The organism is Acetitomaculum ruminis DSM 5522 (genome assembly GCF_900112085.1).
GTDB classification, from domain to species: Bacteria; Bacillota; Clostridia; order Lachnospirales; family Lachnospiraceae; genus Acetitomaculum; species Acetitomaculum ruminis.
On the sequence record NZ_FOJY01000003.1, the window covers coordinates 120,622 to 137,188 of the forward strand.

At 34.5% G+C, this 16,567-nt stretch carries 13 protein-coding genes and 1 tRNA gene; 1 reads left to right on the forward strand and 13 read right to left on the reverse strand.

Features of this window, described 5'->3' with window-relative positions; all coding sequences use genetic code 11:
• Nucleotides 1-59: 59 nt before the first annotated feature.
• The 11 genes from BM153_RS02830 to BM153_RS02880 all read right to left on the reverse strand — a co-directional run bounded on the left by BM153_RS02830 (nucleotide 60) and on the right by BM153_RS02880 (nucleotide 13,322).
• Nucleotides 60-2,345 carry a hydratase gene (locus tag BM153_RS02830; RefSeq protein WP_177205544.1) on the reverse strand — a complete coding sequence of 762 codons (2,286 nt, stop codon included), beginning with the start codon at nucleotides 2,343-2,345 and terminating at the stop codon, nucleotides 60-62.
• A gap of 114 nt (nucleotides 2,346-2,459) precedes the next feature.
• A complete protein-coding gene (locus BM153_RS02835) occupies nucleotides 2,460-5,000 on the reverse strand; it encodes a sensor histidine kinase (RefSeq protein ID WP_092870554.1) in 2,541 nt (846 codons plus the stop codon).
• A gap of 19 nt (nucleotides 5,001-5,019) precedes the next feature.
• Nucleotides 5,020-5,724, reverse strand: a complete 705-nt coding sequence (locus BM153_RS02840) for a response regulator transcription factor (protein WP_092870556.1) — start codon at nucleotides 5,722-5,724, stop codon at nucleotides 5,020-5,022.
• Between the two features lie 138 nt (nucleotides 5,725-5,862).
• On the reverse strand, nucleotides 5,863-6,678 hold the full coding sequence (locus BM153_RS02845; RefSeq protein WP_092870558.1) for an arylamine N-acetyltransferase family protein: 816 nt from the start codon (nucleotides 6,676-6,678) through the stop codon (nucleotides 5,863-5,865).
• Nucleotides 6,679-7,037: 359 nt separating this feature from the next.
• The gene (locus tag BM153_RS02850) at nucleotides 7,038-7,955 is read right to left on the reverse strand and encodes a synaptonemal complex protein 1 (protein ID WP_092870560.1); all 918 of its coding nucleotides are present in this window, start codon (nucleotides 7,953-7,955) and stop codon (nucleotides 7,038-7,040) included.
• Nucleotides 7,956-7,973: 18 nt separating this feature from the next.
• The gene (locus tag BM153_RS02855) at nucleotides 7,974-8,156 is read right to left on the reverse strand and encodes a hypothetical protein (RefSeq protein ID WP_092870562.1); all 183 of its coding nucleotides are present in this window, start codon (nucleotides 8,154-8,156) and stop codon (nucleotides 7,974-7,976) included.
• Nucleotides 8,157-8,189: 33 nt separating this feature from the next.
• Nucleotides 8,190-9,500, reverse strand: coding sequence for a M18 family aminopeptidase (locus tag BM153_RS02860; protein ID WP_092870564.1), 1,311 nt, complete (start codon nucleotides 9,498-9,500; stop codon nucleotides 8,190-8,192).
• Between the two features lie 69 nt (nucleotides 9,501-9,569).
• Nucleotides 9,570-10,202: an HAD family hydrolase gene (locus BM153_RS02865; protein ID WP_092870566.1), complete on the reverse strand. Its 633-nt coding sequence runs from the start codon at nucleotides 10,200-10,202 to the stop codon at nucleotides 9,570-9,572.
• 2 nt (nucleotides 10,203-10,204) lie between these two features.
• Nucleotides 10,205-12,127, reverse strand: coding sequence for an EAL domain-containing protein (locus BM153_RS02870; protein WP_092870568.1), 1,923 nt, complete (start codon nucleotides 12,125-12,127; stop codon nucleotides 10,205-10,207).
• A 325-nt stretch (nucleotides 12,128-12,452) separates the two neighbouring features.
• Nucleotides 12,453-12,830: a RidA family protein gene (locus BM153_RS02875; protein WP_092870570.1), complete on the reverse strand. Its 378-nt coding sequence runs from the start codon at nucleotides 12,828-12,830 to the stop codon at nucleotides 12,453-12,455.
• Between the two features lie 418 nt (nucleotides 12,831-13,248).
• A tRNA-Pro gene (locus BM153_RS02880) sits at nucleotides 13,249-13,322 on the reverse strand.
• A 227-nt stretch (nucleotides 13,323-13,549) separates the two neighbouring features.
• Between BM153_RS02880 and BM153_RS02885 the strand changes: the two genes are divergently transcribed.
• On the forward strand, nucleotides 13,550-14,062 hold the full coding sequence (locus tag BM153_RS02885; RefSeq protein ID WP_092870572.1) for an HD domain-containing protein: 513 nt from the start codon (nucleotides 13,550-13,552) through the stop codon (nucleotides 14,060-14,062).
• A gap of 2 nt (nucleotides 14,063-14,064) precedes the next feature.
• Here BM153_RS02885 and BM153_RS02890 read toward each other — a convergent pair whose 3' ends face one another.
• Both BM153_RS02890 and BM153_RS02895 read right to left on the reverse strand, forming a co-directional pair.
• Nucleotides 14,065-14,529 carry a GNAT family N-acetyltransferase gene (locus BM153_RS02890; protein WP_092870574.1) on the reverse strand — a complete coding sequence of 155 codons (465 nt, stop codon included), beginning with the start codon at nucleotides 14,527-14,529 and terminating at the stop codon, nucleotides 14,065-14,067.
• A gap of 360 nt (nucleotides 14,530-14,889) precedes the next feature.
• Entirely contained in the window at nucleotides 14,890-16,341 is a 1,452-nt protein-coding gene (locus BM153_RS02895) for an alanine/glycine:cation symporter family protein (RefSeq protein ID WP_092870576.1), read from the reverse strand.
• Between the last annotated feature and the right edge of the window lie 226 nt (nucleotides 16,342-16,567).

The window sequence follows — 16,567 nt, forward strand, 5'->3', positions numbered from 1 at the left end:
TATCGAAAGAAAAAAAGGTATGCTAAAGATTAACATACCTTAATAATCTTATTTTATAATTATACTCTATTATAGTTAATAAGACATCCCTTAAGAATAATATCTCTTTCATCATCTGTAAGTTCTCCCAGAGTAAGATAAAATTCTTTAAGCTCTTTTCCTACAACATAAGCTTTTATATCCTGGTTTTTCTTTTGAATTGACTCCTTAACTGACGGTATAAAGATATAATCACCGTTTTTGAAAGGTAAATCACCTTTTTCAATAACAAAAGGAAGCATTCCCCAGTTTATGAGATTTGAACGGTATCTCTTGGTGGCATATTCATTGGCAATATTAGCCCAGCCTCCCAATACTTTCTGGCATGAAGCAGCCTGTTCTCTGGCGGAACCATCCCCTGGTTTTACGGCAAAAATACTGCTTCCGATACCGGTATTGGTCCAGTTGGCATCTTTAAAGGATTTTGTAACATTTTCCATAATTTCCTTAATTTCGCCATAAGCTTCTTCAGGACTTTCTCCTTTTTCTCTGGCTTTTTCTGCCTTTTGAACCTCTTTTGCCCTGCCTACATATAAAGGATCCTTTCTGGAAAGGGCAAATTCAGCAAGTCCTAAAGGATTTGAACGATAAGAGGAGGTTTCTCCTGAAGGAATAAGTTCATCTGTTGTGGTAACCGGATCATGAATTTCAGAAACAATCTTGATTAAAAGATTATCTGTCAAAGCTACCATTTCAGGCCAGTCTTTTATATTCGGGCCAAATTTAACCTGAGTATTTTTATCAGCAACTGATTTACTGTCAAATACTCTCTTTTCGTAAATTGTACTGTCAAAGAAATATTTTGGCTTTGTAAAATTTGTATCAATATCAAGAGCTGAGGTAAGAAATCCTTTATTTGCAGCTGTTGCAGCGATTGAACGAGCATCCATAAGTGCCACTGATGCTATCTGTCCGTTTTGAACCTTGGAACCTTCTCTGTTAGGGAAGTTTCTGGTGGAATGACGAATAGACAAAGCATTATTTGCAGGTGTATCCCCAGCACCAAAGCAAGGTCCACAAAAAGCGGTTTTCATAACGCCACCTGCTGCCATAATCTTGGCTGCTGCCCCGTTTTTCACAAGTTCCATATATATTGGCATACTTGCAGGATATACACTAAGGGTAAATTCATCAGCTCCAATATCTGCTCCATCAAGTATATCTGCCGCATCACAAATGTTTTCATAGCCACCTCCGGCACAGCCGGCAATGATTCCCTGCTCAACATAGACTTTACCGTCTCTTATTTTATCTGTAAGGGAGAAATCAATATTTTCTCCAAAGCTTATCTTTGCCTTTTCTTCGCAATCCTTTAAAATATCATAAGCATTGGCATTTACCTCGTCTATGGTATAGGTATTTGAAGGATGAAAAGGCATTGCAATCATAGGTGAAATCTCACTAAGGTCGATTTCTACCATTCCGTCATAATATGTAATATCGGCAGGATTAAGCTCTTTATAGTCTTCTTCTCGTTTGTGTATTTCGTAGAATTCTTTAATCTTTTCATCTGTTTTCCAGATTGATGAAAGGCAGGTTGTCTCTGTGGTCATTACATCAATACCGATTCTTGTATCAGCACTTAAAGATGCTACTCCCGGCCCTACAAACTCCATTACCTTATTGTTTACATAGCCGTTTGCAAATACTTTTCCAATAATTGCCAAAGCCACATCCTGGGCTCCGACTCCCTTTCTAAGTTCTCCTTTAAGATATATTCCAATAACCTTTGGCATATTTATATCATAGGTCTGGGAAAGAAGCTGTTTAACAAGTTCAGGACCGCCTTCTCCCATTGCCATGCATCCTAAAGCACCATATCTGGTATGAGAGTCTGAACCTAAAATCATCTTTCCTCCACCGGCAAGCATTTCTCTGGCAAACTGATGGATAACAGCCTGATGCGGTGGTACATATATTCCACCGTAGCGTTTTGCACAGGAAAGTCCAAATACATGATCATCTTCATTTATTGTTCCCCCTACTGCACAAAGACTGTTGTGACAATTTGTAAGAACATAAGGTATAGGGAATTTCTCTAAACCTGATGCTCTGGCTGTCTGAATAATTCCCACATATGTAATATCATGAGAAGTAAGTTTATCAAATTTTATCTGAAGCTTTTCCATATTATCGGAAGTATTATGGGACTTTAATATCCCATAGGCAATAGTTCCTTTTTTGGCTTCAGACTTATCTATTTCTTTTCCCGTCTTTTGCTTAATAGCGGCAAAGGCCTGATTATCATCTACCACTAACTCACTACCATTTAATAAATATACACCACCATCGTATAATTTAATCAAAACATTTCCTCCTTAGCACAAATGTACTATTGTCTATATAGTACAGTTAAACATTCAGCAATTTTTTATTATTATAAAGCTTAATGTTTTTTTATGCAATAATTCCTGAAATAATTATACTTGTTTTTTTATGCATAATTTAAGTTTCCTTTTGATTTTGGATTCTTTCTTAAATTCATCCTGAAAATCCTCTTCTTTTAAGTTTTCATCCGGATTTTCTTTTGTATCGGTAACTTCTTTTGTATCAGGAATTTCTACAGGCTTTTTCTCTTCTTTTACTTCTTTAAAACCTACAGTTGCTTTAAACAAATCCCCGTCTAAGTATATCTCAAATTCTCCATCCTGAAGTTTTGTAAGGTTTTTTGCTATGGAAAGGCCAAGACCGCTTCCTTCGCTTCCTCTTGATACATCGCCTCTAATGAAGCGTTCCGTAAGTTCATCTGCTTTGATATTTAACTGCTGGCTTGAAATGTTTTTTATGGAAAATCTGGCATATCCGTCATCATCCACAATTAAATCCGCATAAACTCTGGTATTTTCCAAAGCATATTTTGCAATGTTGTTATATAGGTTTTCTATAACTCTCCAAAGCCTTCTTCCATCAGCCATGATATATACAGGGCCTTCAATAAGATTCATAACAAGACTTAATTTTTTTTCTTCAAATCGCTCTGAAAATTCTCCAGCTGTTTGATTGATAAATTCCCTAAAATCAAGCTTTGCAATGTTTATATCAATTTTTCCCGCGCTGATTTTTGATGCTTCTACCAAATCATCTGTTAAATGTTTTAATCTCATAGATTTCTTGTCTAGAACATCAATATAACCCTTTATTTTTTCATCTTCTATATTCTCTCTTTTAAGCAGATTTACATAATTGATAATGGAAGTAAGGGGTGTTTTAATATCATGAGAAACATTAGTAATAAGCTCACTTTTTAATCGTTCATTTTTTACGCTGTCTTCTACTGCTGCCGCAAAACCTTCACCGATTCCATTTATCAGGTTACAGATTTCCGTATTATCAATGTTCATATTTTCATTGTTTATCTTAAAATTAATATCACCGTCTTTAATTTTTTTAAGACCATCTATGATTTCCTGCTTTTGAATGGCAACTCTTAGTAATCCTATACCCACATATACATATAAAATCACCATTAAAACCACTGCTATCAAATCATACTCTGTGGCTACCTGGACTGCCAAAAATATTCCCACCAGCACAAATAATATGTAAGATACCATGGTTCTCACATTTATAGCCACTCTTTCTGCCGTTTTTCTAAAAATTATCGTCAGTCTATAACAGATACTGTTTTTCCACAATATATGACTTCTATATCTTCTGATAAGACTCATTATTCCTACTACAAAAAGAAGGTCTATAATAAACACTGCTACTGAAATTACTATTATAGCCAGAACGGAAACAACATTTGAGGACTCCTGTAATCTAATATTTTCCACTAATTTAAAAGCAAAATATACAACAATCAGGGCACCTGTAATAATCAGTCCGGCACTTATTTCCGTTGTTAAATGGTCAAAGCTTTTTGTATAAGGAACTTTGTTAGAATCCTTATAACCGGCTGTAAGAATAATATATCCCATTGTAGAAAATTCAATAACTACACTGATAATTAAAATAATTACGCAGGTTAAAAAGGCAGGTTTTAAAAATGTATATTCCTGTTTTGCTTCATAAAGTGCATCCTGTTTTAACAAGGCCGTATCTATTCCGATATAAATCGTATAATCATAACCTGATAAAAATTCAGCATTATCAAATTTGGAATAAAGGTCTTTTTCTATATCATTTAAATTTCCGGTAAATGAAACATTTTTTGAATCTATGCAGACATATTTTCCCATTGCCGAAATCTGCTTTTCCGGTTCAGTGGCATTGTCCATGTTGGTATAAAGAACACCGGTTATATTGTTTTTAATGTAATAAACCAGATTGCTATTTTCTTCTTTGTAGGCCGTTTTTCTTTCTTTGTAAAAATTTATATCCTGCGGCAAGGCTCTAATAGACCTTACAAGATAATTTGTAATGTTCACCAATTCATCTACTGATTTAAAATAACCTGAGTTATACAAATCAATAAGTCCCATACCCTCAACTGGATAATATTCATCTTCAATCAGCTCAATTGAATCGACATAGGTATCCCAGGCATCATCAGACATAGTTGACATTTCCTCAGAAGAATACAAACGAGGAAGTCCCGTATCGGCATCCGTCTCTTCCAGATTATAGTAATAGGTATTATAACTAATAGATTTATTTGACCACTCCAGCAAATCGCTGATTGTATAACCTACACTTTTGGTTTCGATTCCCGTAATAACATTATCTTCTATATAATTTTCTAAGTCCACAAGCTTTGAAACATCGTAAATACCGTTGGTTTCAAAATCCCTGCAATATTGCAGATACTCCAAAAGATCAGAAATCTGTTCCTTTATATCTGCCTCAAAATAATCTGTTTCGGTATAGTCTACATCATTTAATATGTCATCTGATAAAAGCTTCCTGTCAAAGCAGGACAAAATTATATAAAGACTTACAAATATTGCTACGGTAGCCACCACCTGAAAGCAGATTGCAATAAATTTTTTCTCTGAAGAATAAGTTTTTAAAGAAGACATCTATACTCTCCACTCCTAATTACATTTTATCTATCTTATAACCAACGCCCCATACTACCTTTAAGTAGCGAGGGTCTTTCGGGTCAATCTCAATTTTTTCTCTAATGTGTCTGATATGAACAGCCACGGTATTATCAGCCCCTACCGCTTCCTCGTTCCAGATATTCTCATAAATCTGGTCAATGGAATATACTCTTCCCGGATTTTTCATAAGTAAAAGAAGAATATTATATTCTATAGGGGTTACTTTTATTACCTCACCATCCACAATAACCTGTTTCTGGTCATCATTTATCTCTAAGCCGCCATTTCTGTAAATTCGTGGGCCGGAGTTTTCTACTGCATTTCCAAGTTTTGTATATCTTCTAATCTGGGATTTTACCCTAGCTATTAATTCCAATGGATTAAAAGGCTTGGAAAGATAATCATCAGCTCCTACATTTAATCCTAAAATCTTGTCAGTATCTTCTGTTTTAGCTGAAATAATTATAATAGGAAGTGTCTTTTCCTCCCTAACCTTTAAAATCGTATGTATCCCGTCTAATTTTGGCATCATTACATCTATTATTAAAAGAGAGATTTCGTTTCCATGCTCTTCTAACATATTCAAAGCCTCAATGCCGTCATAGGCTTTAATAATATTAAAACCCTCCTGACTTAAATAAATGTCAATTGCCTCAACTATCTCTTTGTCATCATCACATACTAAAATTGTTTCTGCCATACCTTTTCTTCCTTTCTATAACCCGTGTTTTTTTTACATAACAATAGCGGATTTCATCATCTGCATGAACAAAATCCGCACAACATTTCCATACAAATGAATTATCATTTGTATATATTTTAAAATTATTTTTTTTATTTATAAATACTTTTTCCTTAGGATTTTCTTAATTCCGAAATATTTTTCAAGGGCATCGAACAATTCGTCATCATTTTCCAGAATTTTTTCCTCAATAACAGAGTTTTTTTCGATAATCAGCTTATTGCCTTCCTTAATGGAATTATGCCCTTCCTTTGTCCTGATGCTAATATACGGCACCTTGGTAAATAAGGAATCTTTACCCGTGGACATAACAAGATTTAAAGACAAAAAATCAAGCTCATCCCTTGCAATGGTGGATACAACTAAATTCGCTTCAAATTTTCCTTCATTATTTTCTCTCCAAAGAATCCATTCAACCTGGTTTAGTTTTTCAAACCAGAAATATTCCCCTTTAAATTCCTGTCTTTCATTTTCAACAAGGTGTACCGCACCTGCCGGCATAGGGCCTCCAAAGCCCACATCCACATAATAAAATTCCTCATCGATATTTACAAATATTCCCCTGTGGGATACAGGTCTTGGATCTGTGGGATTATAACCGACTCTTACATAGACACAGAAACTAACATATCCAAGACTTTGCAAAAGTTTATTAAATATTCCGTTTAATTCAAAACAATATCCTCCACGGCCTTCTCCTAAAATTTTTTCTAGTAAGGCATCTGTATAAAGACTCACCGGTTGCTTAAATTTCCAGGAGTTAAGGTTTTCAAACGGAACACTACATTGATGAGCATAAATAAGCTCGTCTAAAGTTTCCTTGTCCGGCTTGATTATTCTTTTGGGATCTATACCTATTCTTTCCAGATAGGGTTTAGGATCCTCTATTTTTGCAAATAATTCCTCAAGCATTACGTCCTCCTTGTGTTGCCTGTGTCACTTCTCATTTTGTTTTATTATTCTATCCTGCTTTTTTAACAAAGAAAAAAGCAGACCATTCATGCATTTTGCATTAACGATCCACTTATCTCTCCACTGAACCTTGCGTTCAATATGAATTATTCCGACACGACCCCTCATATCGGTCCCCCAATTCATACATAAAAATTACCCCGAGACAAAGATTTCCGGTTACCAAAGTTCCCACTACTCTGACAACATCAATCTTTTGTATGTATCTAATATAATCTTTTTCCCGTTCGTACACAATGTATAAACTGACAAATATATATTTCCTAAATCGTTAATGTTTCGTGCTTTTTACACCAAACTCAGGGTTGGGTATTTAAAAATTCAACTTTTGATTTGTAATTAAGACAATCCTGTTCCAATCCCTGTAATGCACTATCAATATCCTGTGCGCCAAGGAGTAAATCATTTCCTCTGTTGGCGGTCTCAGTAGATATTTTTGAAAGATTTTTAATTTCCTTGTCTATTTTTTCGTAATCGGCTGACACCTTTACAATATTATCAATATTCGCATCTGCTCCAGCCTTTATTCTTGAAATTTCATCAGCCTCATTACTTTCAAGTTTAATGCTGTCATTGGCGAAATTTTTTATTCCACCGGAGCGTTCTTCAATATTTTCAAGATTTCTTTTTATATTATCTACCTTTAATTTAATATCGTTTATTATGCTGCTGTACTGAACAGCAATGTTTTTAATTTCAGTTGCTGTGGCTACAAATTCCGAAGATTCTTTCAGTTTACTTCCTTCAATGGCAGCCTGTAAAGATAGGACGCTGGTTTTTGAAGAAAGCTCCTTCATGGTATCGCAACATCTGTCAATCTCCGAAAGACCTGATTTAATATCTACTCGCTCCTTGGAAATTTTTTCTGATGCATAAATAATGTTTTTGGCATTCTTTTCTTTTTGTTTTGAACCTTCCGAGTAAACATTAAAGTCATCTCTTACTTCCAAAGCACTCTTATAAGTTCTCCTTAAAAAATCTTCAAAATCCAGAGATTTTTCCTCCATCTGGCTTGTGGAAGCATTTAAATACTCAAGATCTTTTTTGTTTTCCTCGTGAATTTTTTCAACTTTTTCATAACCCTGTCTTAACTGTTCCAAATGTTCCTCATTAATGGCAATTACTTCTTCAAAGCTTTCGCTTGCTGCTTTAACAAGATTATTTGTAATTTCTAATTTTTCAATATACTCCTCGCTTTTTTTTCTCCCAAATAACACACTCTGTTCCTCCATTGCCTAAATGTTATTTAATTTTATAGTGATTGCTTCACCATTTTTTTCCAGTTTTTTTACAGTATCCCCAAAAATTGTTTTCATATGAAATTCTTTTACCATGCCAACAAACTTTACCACATAACCTGAAAATATAAGAATTTCCTGGTCTTCATCCATTACATCTATCAGCTCTTTCAATTTCATAACTCATACTCCTTTTGTCCAAACGCACTTCCCTTATAGTAGCGTATAGCTTTGCAGGCCGCTTTCTTTAATTCCGAAAGCATAAAAACCTCTGACCAGTTTGGTCATATAAAGGGCGTCCTTACATCCTGCCGTTTCATTGGCGGAATGCATAGCAAGCTGTGCCAGGCCTATATCTGCCGTATTTAAGGAAACTTTTTCATTAGAAATATGTCCTAATGTGGAACCTCCCGGGATGTCTGATCTGTTATGATACTCCTGATAAGGTATCCCTGCTTCCTTGCAGATATATTTAAAAAATCCTGCTGCTATTGCATCTGTAGTGTATTTCGCCTCGGCATTGTATTTTAATACCGGCCCCTTATTCATATAGGTTTTTTCCGCAATATCTGCTTTTTCCGGATAATTTGGATGACAGGCATGAGCATTATCCGCAGATAACATAAAACTCGATGCAATAAGCCGGTAATAATCATCTTCATCCTTATAAAATCCATGACTTATTCGTCTTAAGGTATCATATAAAAATGTGGATGCCGCTCCCTGTTTTGTACCGCTACCGATTTCTTCATTGTCAAAAACACAATAAAGAGCCACACTTTTTATATCGTCTTCTTCAATAAATCCCATCAAGGTAGTATAGGCACACTCCAGATTATCAATTCTTGGCGAACAAAAATATTCATTTTCTCTGCCAATGATTCTTCCCTTGTCTCTGTTATAAACGAAAAGATCACCTGAAAGAATCGAATCTGAATCAATATTACATTCTCTTGAGATAATATCCATTATCCCCTCTTTTTTATCTTCATAATCCCCTAAAAGAGGTAAAAGATCTTTTTGAACATTATATGAATAACCTGAATTTATATCCCTGTTCATGTGTATGGCAAGATTAGGAAGAATCAAAAGATCCCTGTCAACGTCCACATTTTTAACTCTAAATCCCTTTTCATCCTTAAGAAGAACTCTTCCGGCAATGGAAAGGGGTCTGTCAAACCAGCTAGACATTATAAGTCCGCCATACTTTTCTATATTTAATCTAAGATATTTATCATCAACCCCTAAAACCGGGTTTGATTTTAACTTAAGTCCCGGTGAATCAGAATGGGACGCCACGATTGAAAAGCCCGAAAAGCTTTTCTTTGGAATTTTGAAGGCAATAATGGAGGAACCGTTTCTTTCAACATAATATTTCCCCTCTTCTTCAAGATTCCATTTTTCACTTTCCAAAAGTCCTTGAAAGCCTTCAGATTCAAGTCTGTTTTTTATATTTTCAATTCCATGATAAGCCGACTTGCTCTCATCAATAAAATTCAACATCTTTTCAATAAATTCTGCCATTTTCTTCTCCCAATCAAAAAATCTCTAATAATATTTTAAAATTTTTAGAATATATCTTCAAGCACTGACTTACATTTTTTCAAGAAGTTCAGGCAATTCTTTGATGGAATTAATGGTTTTAACTTTTGTATTTATTTTTCCAAAACCATAAGCGGCATATATGAAATCTATCCCCGCTTCCATTGCCGAATCATAGTCAGTCTGGGTATCTCCTACATAGCAGGCATCTTTTATAGAATTTTTTTCCATGATAAGTTTAATATTATCAGCTTTCAATTTTTTATTATTACCAAAACATTGTATATCTTTTATATATTTTCTAAAAGCGTAATGGTCCAAAAAGCTTTCAATATAACCTGATTGACAGTTACTTACTATATAAAGAGGATAATTTTTTGAAAGTTTAATGAAAACCTCCTCTAATCCCTCATAAATATCGGCTCCGTGCTCTCTTAAATATTCATTTTCATAAATACCACAAACTTCTATAAGTTTTCTTCTTTCTTCTAAGGAAAGAGCAGGAAACAAAGCATCTGCAATATCAAACATGGTTTTTCCCATTACATTTTGAATATCCAAAGCCGTAAGCTTTAAATTAAGCTTTGTTTCTTTTTTAATAATTTCATTCCAGGATAAAGCCACATTTTCGGAGGAATCCCACAAGGTTCCGTCCATATCAAAAATAATTGCCAAATCTTTCATTTTTATTTTTTCCTTTGCTTAATAAAATTTTCGCAAAAATCCACAAAATTTCTGCAGGTAAGAGGCTTAGAACACAGGAATCCCTGTATAAAATCACATCCTTTTTCCACAAGATATTCCTTTTGGCTTTCTGTTTCTACACCTTTTATCAGAATTTTCTTTCCGATTTTTTTAAAAAATTCTATCGTGCCTTCCAGAATATTATTGGCAACAATGTTGTCGTCTTTTCTCCAAAGCAACCTCTTATCCAATTTTATTATATCAAAATCTATCGTATAAAGATATTCAAGATTAACCAGACTCATTCCATAATCATCAATGGAAAATCTAAATCCCATTTTCTTAAATTCACCCATTGCTTCTAAAAATTTTTTATCAAGACTGTTCATGGCAGACTCATTAATTTCAAAATTAATGCACATGGGATCCATGCCATATTCGTTAATTACCTTTTTGTAATTTCGCACCAGGGTGGGTTTCATGCATTGTACAGGAGATAAATTAACCACTATGTATTCTATGCCTAAAGATAAAAACCTTTTTTCTGTCATGTCACGGCACACCTGTCTGAAAATCTGTTCTCCCATTTCAAATATCATGCCGGATTTTTCCGCAATAGGAATAAATTCATCCGGAACAATAAGTCCCAATTCGTCATCGAAAAGCCTTGTTAATGCCTCTGCACAGTCATAGCAGTCTTTTTTAACATTATAAATGGGCTGATAATATACTTGAAAAGAATGATTGTTTATGGCTTTCTCCATGGCCTTTTCCACGAGAAACTTCCTGTTTATGCTTTTTAACTCTTTGTCCTTTACTTCATGAAATCTTTCGTGAACAATGTCTTTTCTTCTGTCTAAAACTGCCATTATACCTTCAATGGAATCCATATCCTCCGGTACCCTGAAAAATACCAGCTGTGTTTCTAAAGGAATTAGCAAATCATTACTTTTCCATCCTTCACTAAAGACTTCTTTTATTTTGTCCCTTACTTCAAGGATTTTTTCTTCTTTATCCTGTCCGTATCCGGCTATTATGAAACGCCCTTCATCACAATCATATACAGATAATCTTTTATCAAAGGAATTAAACCAGTCTGCTATTTCTCTTTGTATCCTGTTCATTTTATCAATACCTAATGTAGCTGATAAATAATCTATATTTTCCAGGTCTAATTCCACAAGGCAATATTTAATATTATTATCAAGATATTTATTCATATCTTTTACAAAGGAGGTTTTGTTATAACACTTTGTAATAGGATGAATTTCTTCATCTTCATTTTCTATGGTAAGAAGCACTCCTACATAAGCCAATGATTCAAAAAACAACTCTAAAAGATATTTAGGCCATACCAGCTGTATCACAGCACCAAAAGCTGAAAAAAAGATGAAAAATACTATCATTTTGAATTTTCCACCAAGAGCTGTCTTGTATTTAAATACATATACATTACAAAGAATAAAATAATAAATGGCAATAATATAAAGAAGATAAACTCCCATTCCACGATCGAAGCTGCCATCTTTTCCAAGGGAATACATAAAGTTAGTCACGGGATTTGAAAGTACAATGATTTCCGTTATTATCCATGGAACAAAGCAGCTGATATAGGTTTTTTTGTTATCCCTGTATGTTAAACCGGAGCATATTAAAACATATATGATAAATCCCAGTTCCATCATTGCATGACTGGCATAATAACCTGTATGGAAAAAGCCTGCCAGCGCAGTGGGGAAACTTTTATCCGTCCAGTTTAATACATTGGCAGACATGGTATTAAAGAAGGTGTCACTTACACCTATCGCCAGGTTTGCAGCAAATACTCTGTTTTGTACCTTATCAAGTTTCTTCTTGACAATGGTGCAAAACAGTGCCACCAAATATATTATAAATCCACATACACTATAGCTTACAATATACATATAAACTCTTCTCCCGTACTTAGCAGTCTGCACTGTTTTTAAAATTCCTACAACAATACGCCTTGTATTTCGTCATTTTTATTGTTTTCTAATAGTTTTTTTACATATTTGACCCTGTCTATGTAGCAATTTAGCAACAAAAGAAGTTTTTATGTTGTGAAGGGGTACGGGAAAATTTTATAATGAAGTATCTCATTTTATTCATAAGGATTTTAAAGAAAAGATATAGCTGGTTTTGGAGTATTTTTTATCACAGTTAAATTTTGCAAAAAATATGTATAAATAAAACCCTACTGCAATTTTATGCAATAGGGCTTTTTTAGAACTACTTTCCTGCTATTATTTCTATTTCAACAAGTGCTCCTTTTGGAAGATTTGCAACCTCAACGCATGAACGAGCTGGTTTGTCATCTCCAAAAAAGTCACCGTAAATTTCATTCACCAGGGCAAAGTCGTTAATGTCCTTAAGAAATACGCTGGTTTTTAATACATCTGATTTTTTATATCCTGCTTCATTTAAAACAGCTTCAATGTTAGCTAATACCTGCTTTGTCTGTGCTTCTATGCCTTCCCTAAGCTCTCCGCTTTCAGGAACAAGTCCAATCTGACCGGATGCAAATAAAAATCCGCCTTTTTCTACTGCCTGCACATATGGACCAACTGCAGCCGGTGCCTTACTTGTACTGATAATTCTCTTTTCCATTACATTTTCTCCTTTCAACTACGCTTAAGTAAAAATTTTTTAATCCACTTTATTTTTTACCATAAACCCGGGGCAATGCTTTATTGCTTTACCCGTAAATCCGTAAGATTTCCCAAAATGTATTAAAATCTAACATAATGTACTATTTCACGAATCCCTAAGGCCTGTATCCCGGGTTTTGGATAATTAATTGCCCGAAAATCTGACTGATTTTCGATGCCCCTGCCAAGTGTATATATTTTAAGTCAAAATTTTTTTAAATGCAATCTTTTTTGAATTAACGCTTTAATGTTGTAAAACTATTGTAGATGATATTTTAACATTTGTGGAAGGCGTTTTATAAAAAGAAAAAGAACCGCTTAAAAAAGCAGTTCTTTAATTTGCACTTTGTCCAAAAGTTTTTTAATTGTAAAAGCAATCGGGGTGACGGGATTCGAACCCACGACCTCTTAGTCCCGAACCAAGCGCTCTACCAAGCTGAGCCACACCCCGAAAAAACGAAAGTGCTTATGCACTTGAACTTTATAATAATATCACATTTATATAAAAATGTAAAACCATTTATTAAAAAAATTCGGTGTTTTACTTTTATAATTTCTTAATAATATTATCATTTGCTTTTACAAGAACTTCTAACTATAATGATTTAGGAATAAATCGGCAAAGGGAAAGGAGTTGCCTGCCTTTAAAAATCAGATTTGCAGGCTTGAAAAATATTTATGAAGAAAATAATAGACCAAGAAAGCAATTTATTGTTTTCTGATATGATAAAAACAATTCTTAAGGAAACTGACCTTTCAAAATCAATTAAGCATATACAACATGGGAGGGTTACGGTTTTAGAGCACAGTATTAATGTAGCTTATTATAGCCTCTTATGGGCCATTCTTTTTAATTTGAATATCAACAAAGAAAATCTTCTTAAGGCAGCCCTTTTACATGACTATTTTCTTTACGACTGGCATGAAAAGAATAAGTATCACAGGCTTCACGGCTTTACTCATCCATATCGTGCCTTAAATAACGCAAGGAAGCATTATGATTTATCAGATATTGAAACTGATATTATTGTTAAGCACATGTTTCCTTTGACACCGTTTCCTCCAAAATACAAAGAAAGCATACTGGTCTGTATGACAGACAAAGCATGCTCTCTTATTGAAACTTTTCATTTGGAAAATCTTTTTAAAGGATATCAGATTAATAAGCATCACTTTAAACATTTACTTTAAAATTAGCAATGTCCCTGACATTGAGTCTTAATCTTACCCTTTTGTGCTTTCATTGGCACAAGGGTAAGACCTGATTTTTCGTCTTTAAATTCTTCCCCTGTTACCCAGAAGCCTATGGTTTCAAAGAAACCTTCTGTTCCCTTTACAACATCTGTATTTATATCTGTACCGTTTGACATAAATACCTTGTCAAGAAGCATTCTTACAACAAAATCTCCATATCCCTGTCCTCTTTCCTCTTTAAGAACAGCTACCTGATCCATTATAAATTCTTCACCGTCAAATCTCATGCGTCCTGTTGCAACTTTTTTTCCTTCGTGGTCAAGAATTACAGACATGGCCATTTTGTCTAATCCGTCTGTATTGGCTTCCTTAGGTACTTTCAGTTCTTCATTAAATACCTTTTCCCTGATGTTTTTTACCTGACTCATGTCATCTTCTACGGAAAGATATACACCTTTTATCATTTTTTATTACCCTCTCTTTCAAATATCAATAGTTTTCCTTCAACAAACCTAAGAAATATTTTAAATCAAAACATCATCTTTCGCAAGCAAGCCGTAAATCAAGAAAAAAGTTACCATAAAAATATGATAACTTCTTTTCTTGTGTTTTTTATAGTATGTATTTAGGGGAGAAAATTATAACTTAAAATCTAATTAAGTAAGCTCCTTCGAACTTGCTTTTATAATACATTAGCTCTTCCCCTAAATCAATTAACTAAGTCTAATAATTGATTAATTATTTATAAATAGTCTGTAAATACATGATTATGATTAGAAATCAAGTATTTATTCAACATAGGTATCACTTTACAAGCGAGAATTCTAGGCAACCATCTGTTTTTTGTTATCGCTCTTTTTTTCCGCCTTTAATATTTCCTGGAACTCAAATACATCTTTTGCCAGTGCATTGCTTAATACCAACATTGAAATAAGATTTGGAATCGCCATAAGGGCATTGGCTATATCTGAAAAACTCCATACTATTTTCAGTGAAGTTGTCGCTCCCACGAAAACCACCAATGAAAAGATAATTCTGTAAATTATATTGTATTTTGGTGACTGGAACAGATATTCAAAGGCTTTTTCCCCATGATACTCCCATCCTAAAATAGTGGAAAAGGCAAAAAGTGAAATTCCAAGGGTTACAAGCCAGCCTCCTACTTCTACTCCCCCGAAGGTGAATACCGTATTAAAAGCAGCTATGGTAAGAGCAGCTCCTGTATAAAGCTCCCCTGTTGAAGGATTAATTGTTCCTAAAACTCCTGAACTGCAAATAAGCAAACCTGTGATGGTACATACAACTATTGTATCCCAGAATGTACCTGTCATATTTATATAACCCTGTCTTACATGGTTGTCAGTTTTTGCGGCTGCCGCTGTAACTGCTGCTGAACCAAGTCCTGCCTCATTGGAGAATACTCCTCTGGCAACACCGAATCTGAGAGCCTGCATCATAGAAGCTGTAATTGTACCGCAAAGACCGCCTCCTACTGCCTTTACACTAAATGCCATTGAAAACATCATTGAAATGCCTTCAGGTAAATTTTTGTAATTTCCAACAATGGCAATAAGACCACATACTACATAAAAAATAGCCATAAAAGGTACTACTACCTGTGAAACTTTTGATATTATCTTAATTCCACCTAAAATAATACTTAGTGCCAATACGGTTATTATTATACCGGTAAGGACAGTTGAAACATTAAATGTGGTTTTTAATGTATCTGCAATAGAATTTGACTGTGTAAGATTTCCGATTCCAAAGGAGGCAATTACTGTAAATAAGGCAAAAAGCCAACCTAATAAACTGCCTATTTTTTTATTTTTAAAGCCGTTTTTCATGGTATACATAGGTCCGCCGGTCATCTCACCATGATCATTAACTTCTCTATATTTTAAAGCCAGCATACATTCGCTGAATTTTGACGATAATCCAAAACAGGCTGATATCCACATCCATACCATGGCTCCCGGTCCACCAGATGCCAATGCCGTAGCAACACCTATAATATTACCTGTTCCAATTGTGGCGGCCAATGCCGTTGTCAAGGCAGAAAATGGAGAAATATCCCCTGTACCCTTACCTTTCTTTCTTGATTCCTTACTAAGAGTAAGTTTTAAGGCATAACCCAAATTCCTCCAGGGTAAAAACTTCAGCCTGAAGGTCAGAAAAATACCTGTACCAACCAGCAAAACAAGCATTACCGGTCCCCAGACAAAGCTGTCTACGGTTTCAAGCACTTTTCCTAGTTCTGTTACAAAATTTCCCATTTTTTCTCCTTTCAAAACATAGAAAGTAGTTCTTGCTAAAACTACTATTCTTTACCATTATACTAGTGTAAAGTATTAACGCAACTGTGTCAATAAAATGTAACAAAAGACATTTATCACAAAAAAAGTTCCCCATCCATTTTTATATGGATAAGAAACTTCTTTGTGTAAAGCGGACATTCGGAATCCGCTTCGCTACTTCCTCATGAACGCAGTGGCACTTTGT

Bases quoted from the DNA above. Each gene is read 5' to 3' on its own strand.
- BM153_RS02835 (WP_092870554.1), bottom strand. From the start codon at position 5,000: ATGTCTTCTTTAAAAACTTATTCTTCAGAGAAAAAATTTATTGCAATC.
- BM153_RS02840 (WP_092870556.1), bottom strand. From the start codon at position 5,724: ATGGCAGAAACAATTTTAGTATGTGATGATGACAAAGAGATAGTTGAG.
- BM153_RS02845 (WP_092870558.1), bottom strand. From the start codon at position 6,678: ATGCTTGAGGAATTATTTGCAAAAATAGAGGATCCTAAACCCTATCTG.
- BM153_RS02855 (WP_092870562.1), bottom strand. From the start codon at position 8,156: ATGAAATTGAAAGAGCTGATAGATGTAATGGATGAAGACCAGGAAATT.
- BM153_RS02860 (WP_092870564.1), bottom strand. From the start codon at position 9,500: ATGGCAGAATTTATTGAAAAGATGTTGAATTTTATTGATGAGAGCAAG.
- BM153_RS02865 (WP_092870566.1), bottom strand. From the start codon at position 10,202: ATGAAAGATTTGGCAATTATTTTTGATATGGACGGAACCTTGTGGGAT.
- BM153_RS02870 (WP_092870568.1), bottom strand. From the start codon at position 12,127: ATGTATATTGTAAGCTATAGTGTATGTGGATTTATAATATATTTGGTG.
- BM153_RS02875 (WP_092870570.1), bottom strand. From the start codon at position 12,830: ATGGAAAAGAGAATTATCAGTACAAGTAAGGCACCGGCTGCAGTTGGT.
- BM153_RS02885 (WP_092870572.1), top strand. From the start codon at position 13,550: ATGAAGAAAATAATAGACCAAGAAAGCAATTTATTGTTTTCTGATATG.
- BM153_RS02890 (WP_092870574.1), bottom strand. From the start codon at position 14,529: ATGATAAAAGGTGTATATCTTTCCGTAGAAGATGACATGAGTCAGGTA.
- BM153_RS02895 (WP_092870576.1), bottom strand. From the start codon at position 16,341: ATGGGAAATTTTGTAACAGAACTAGGAAAAGTGCTTGAAACCGTAGAC.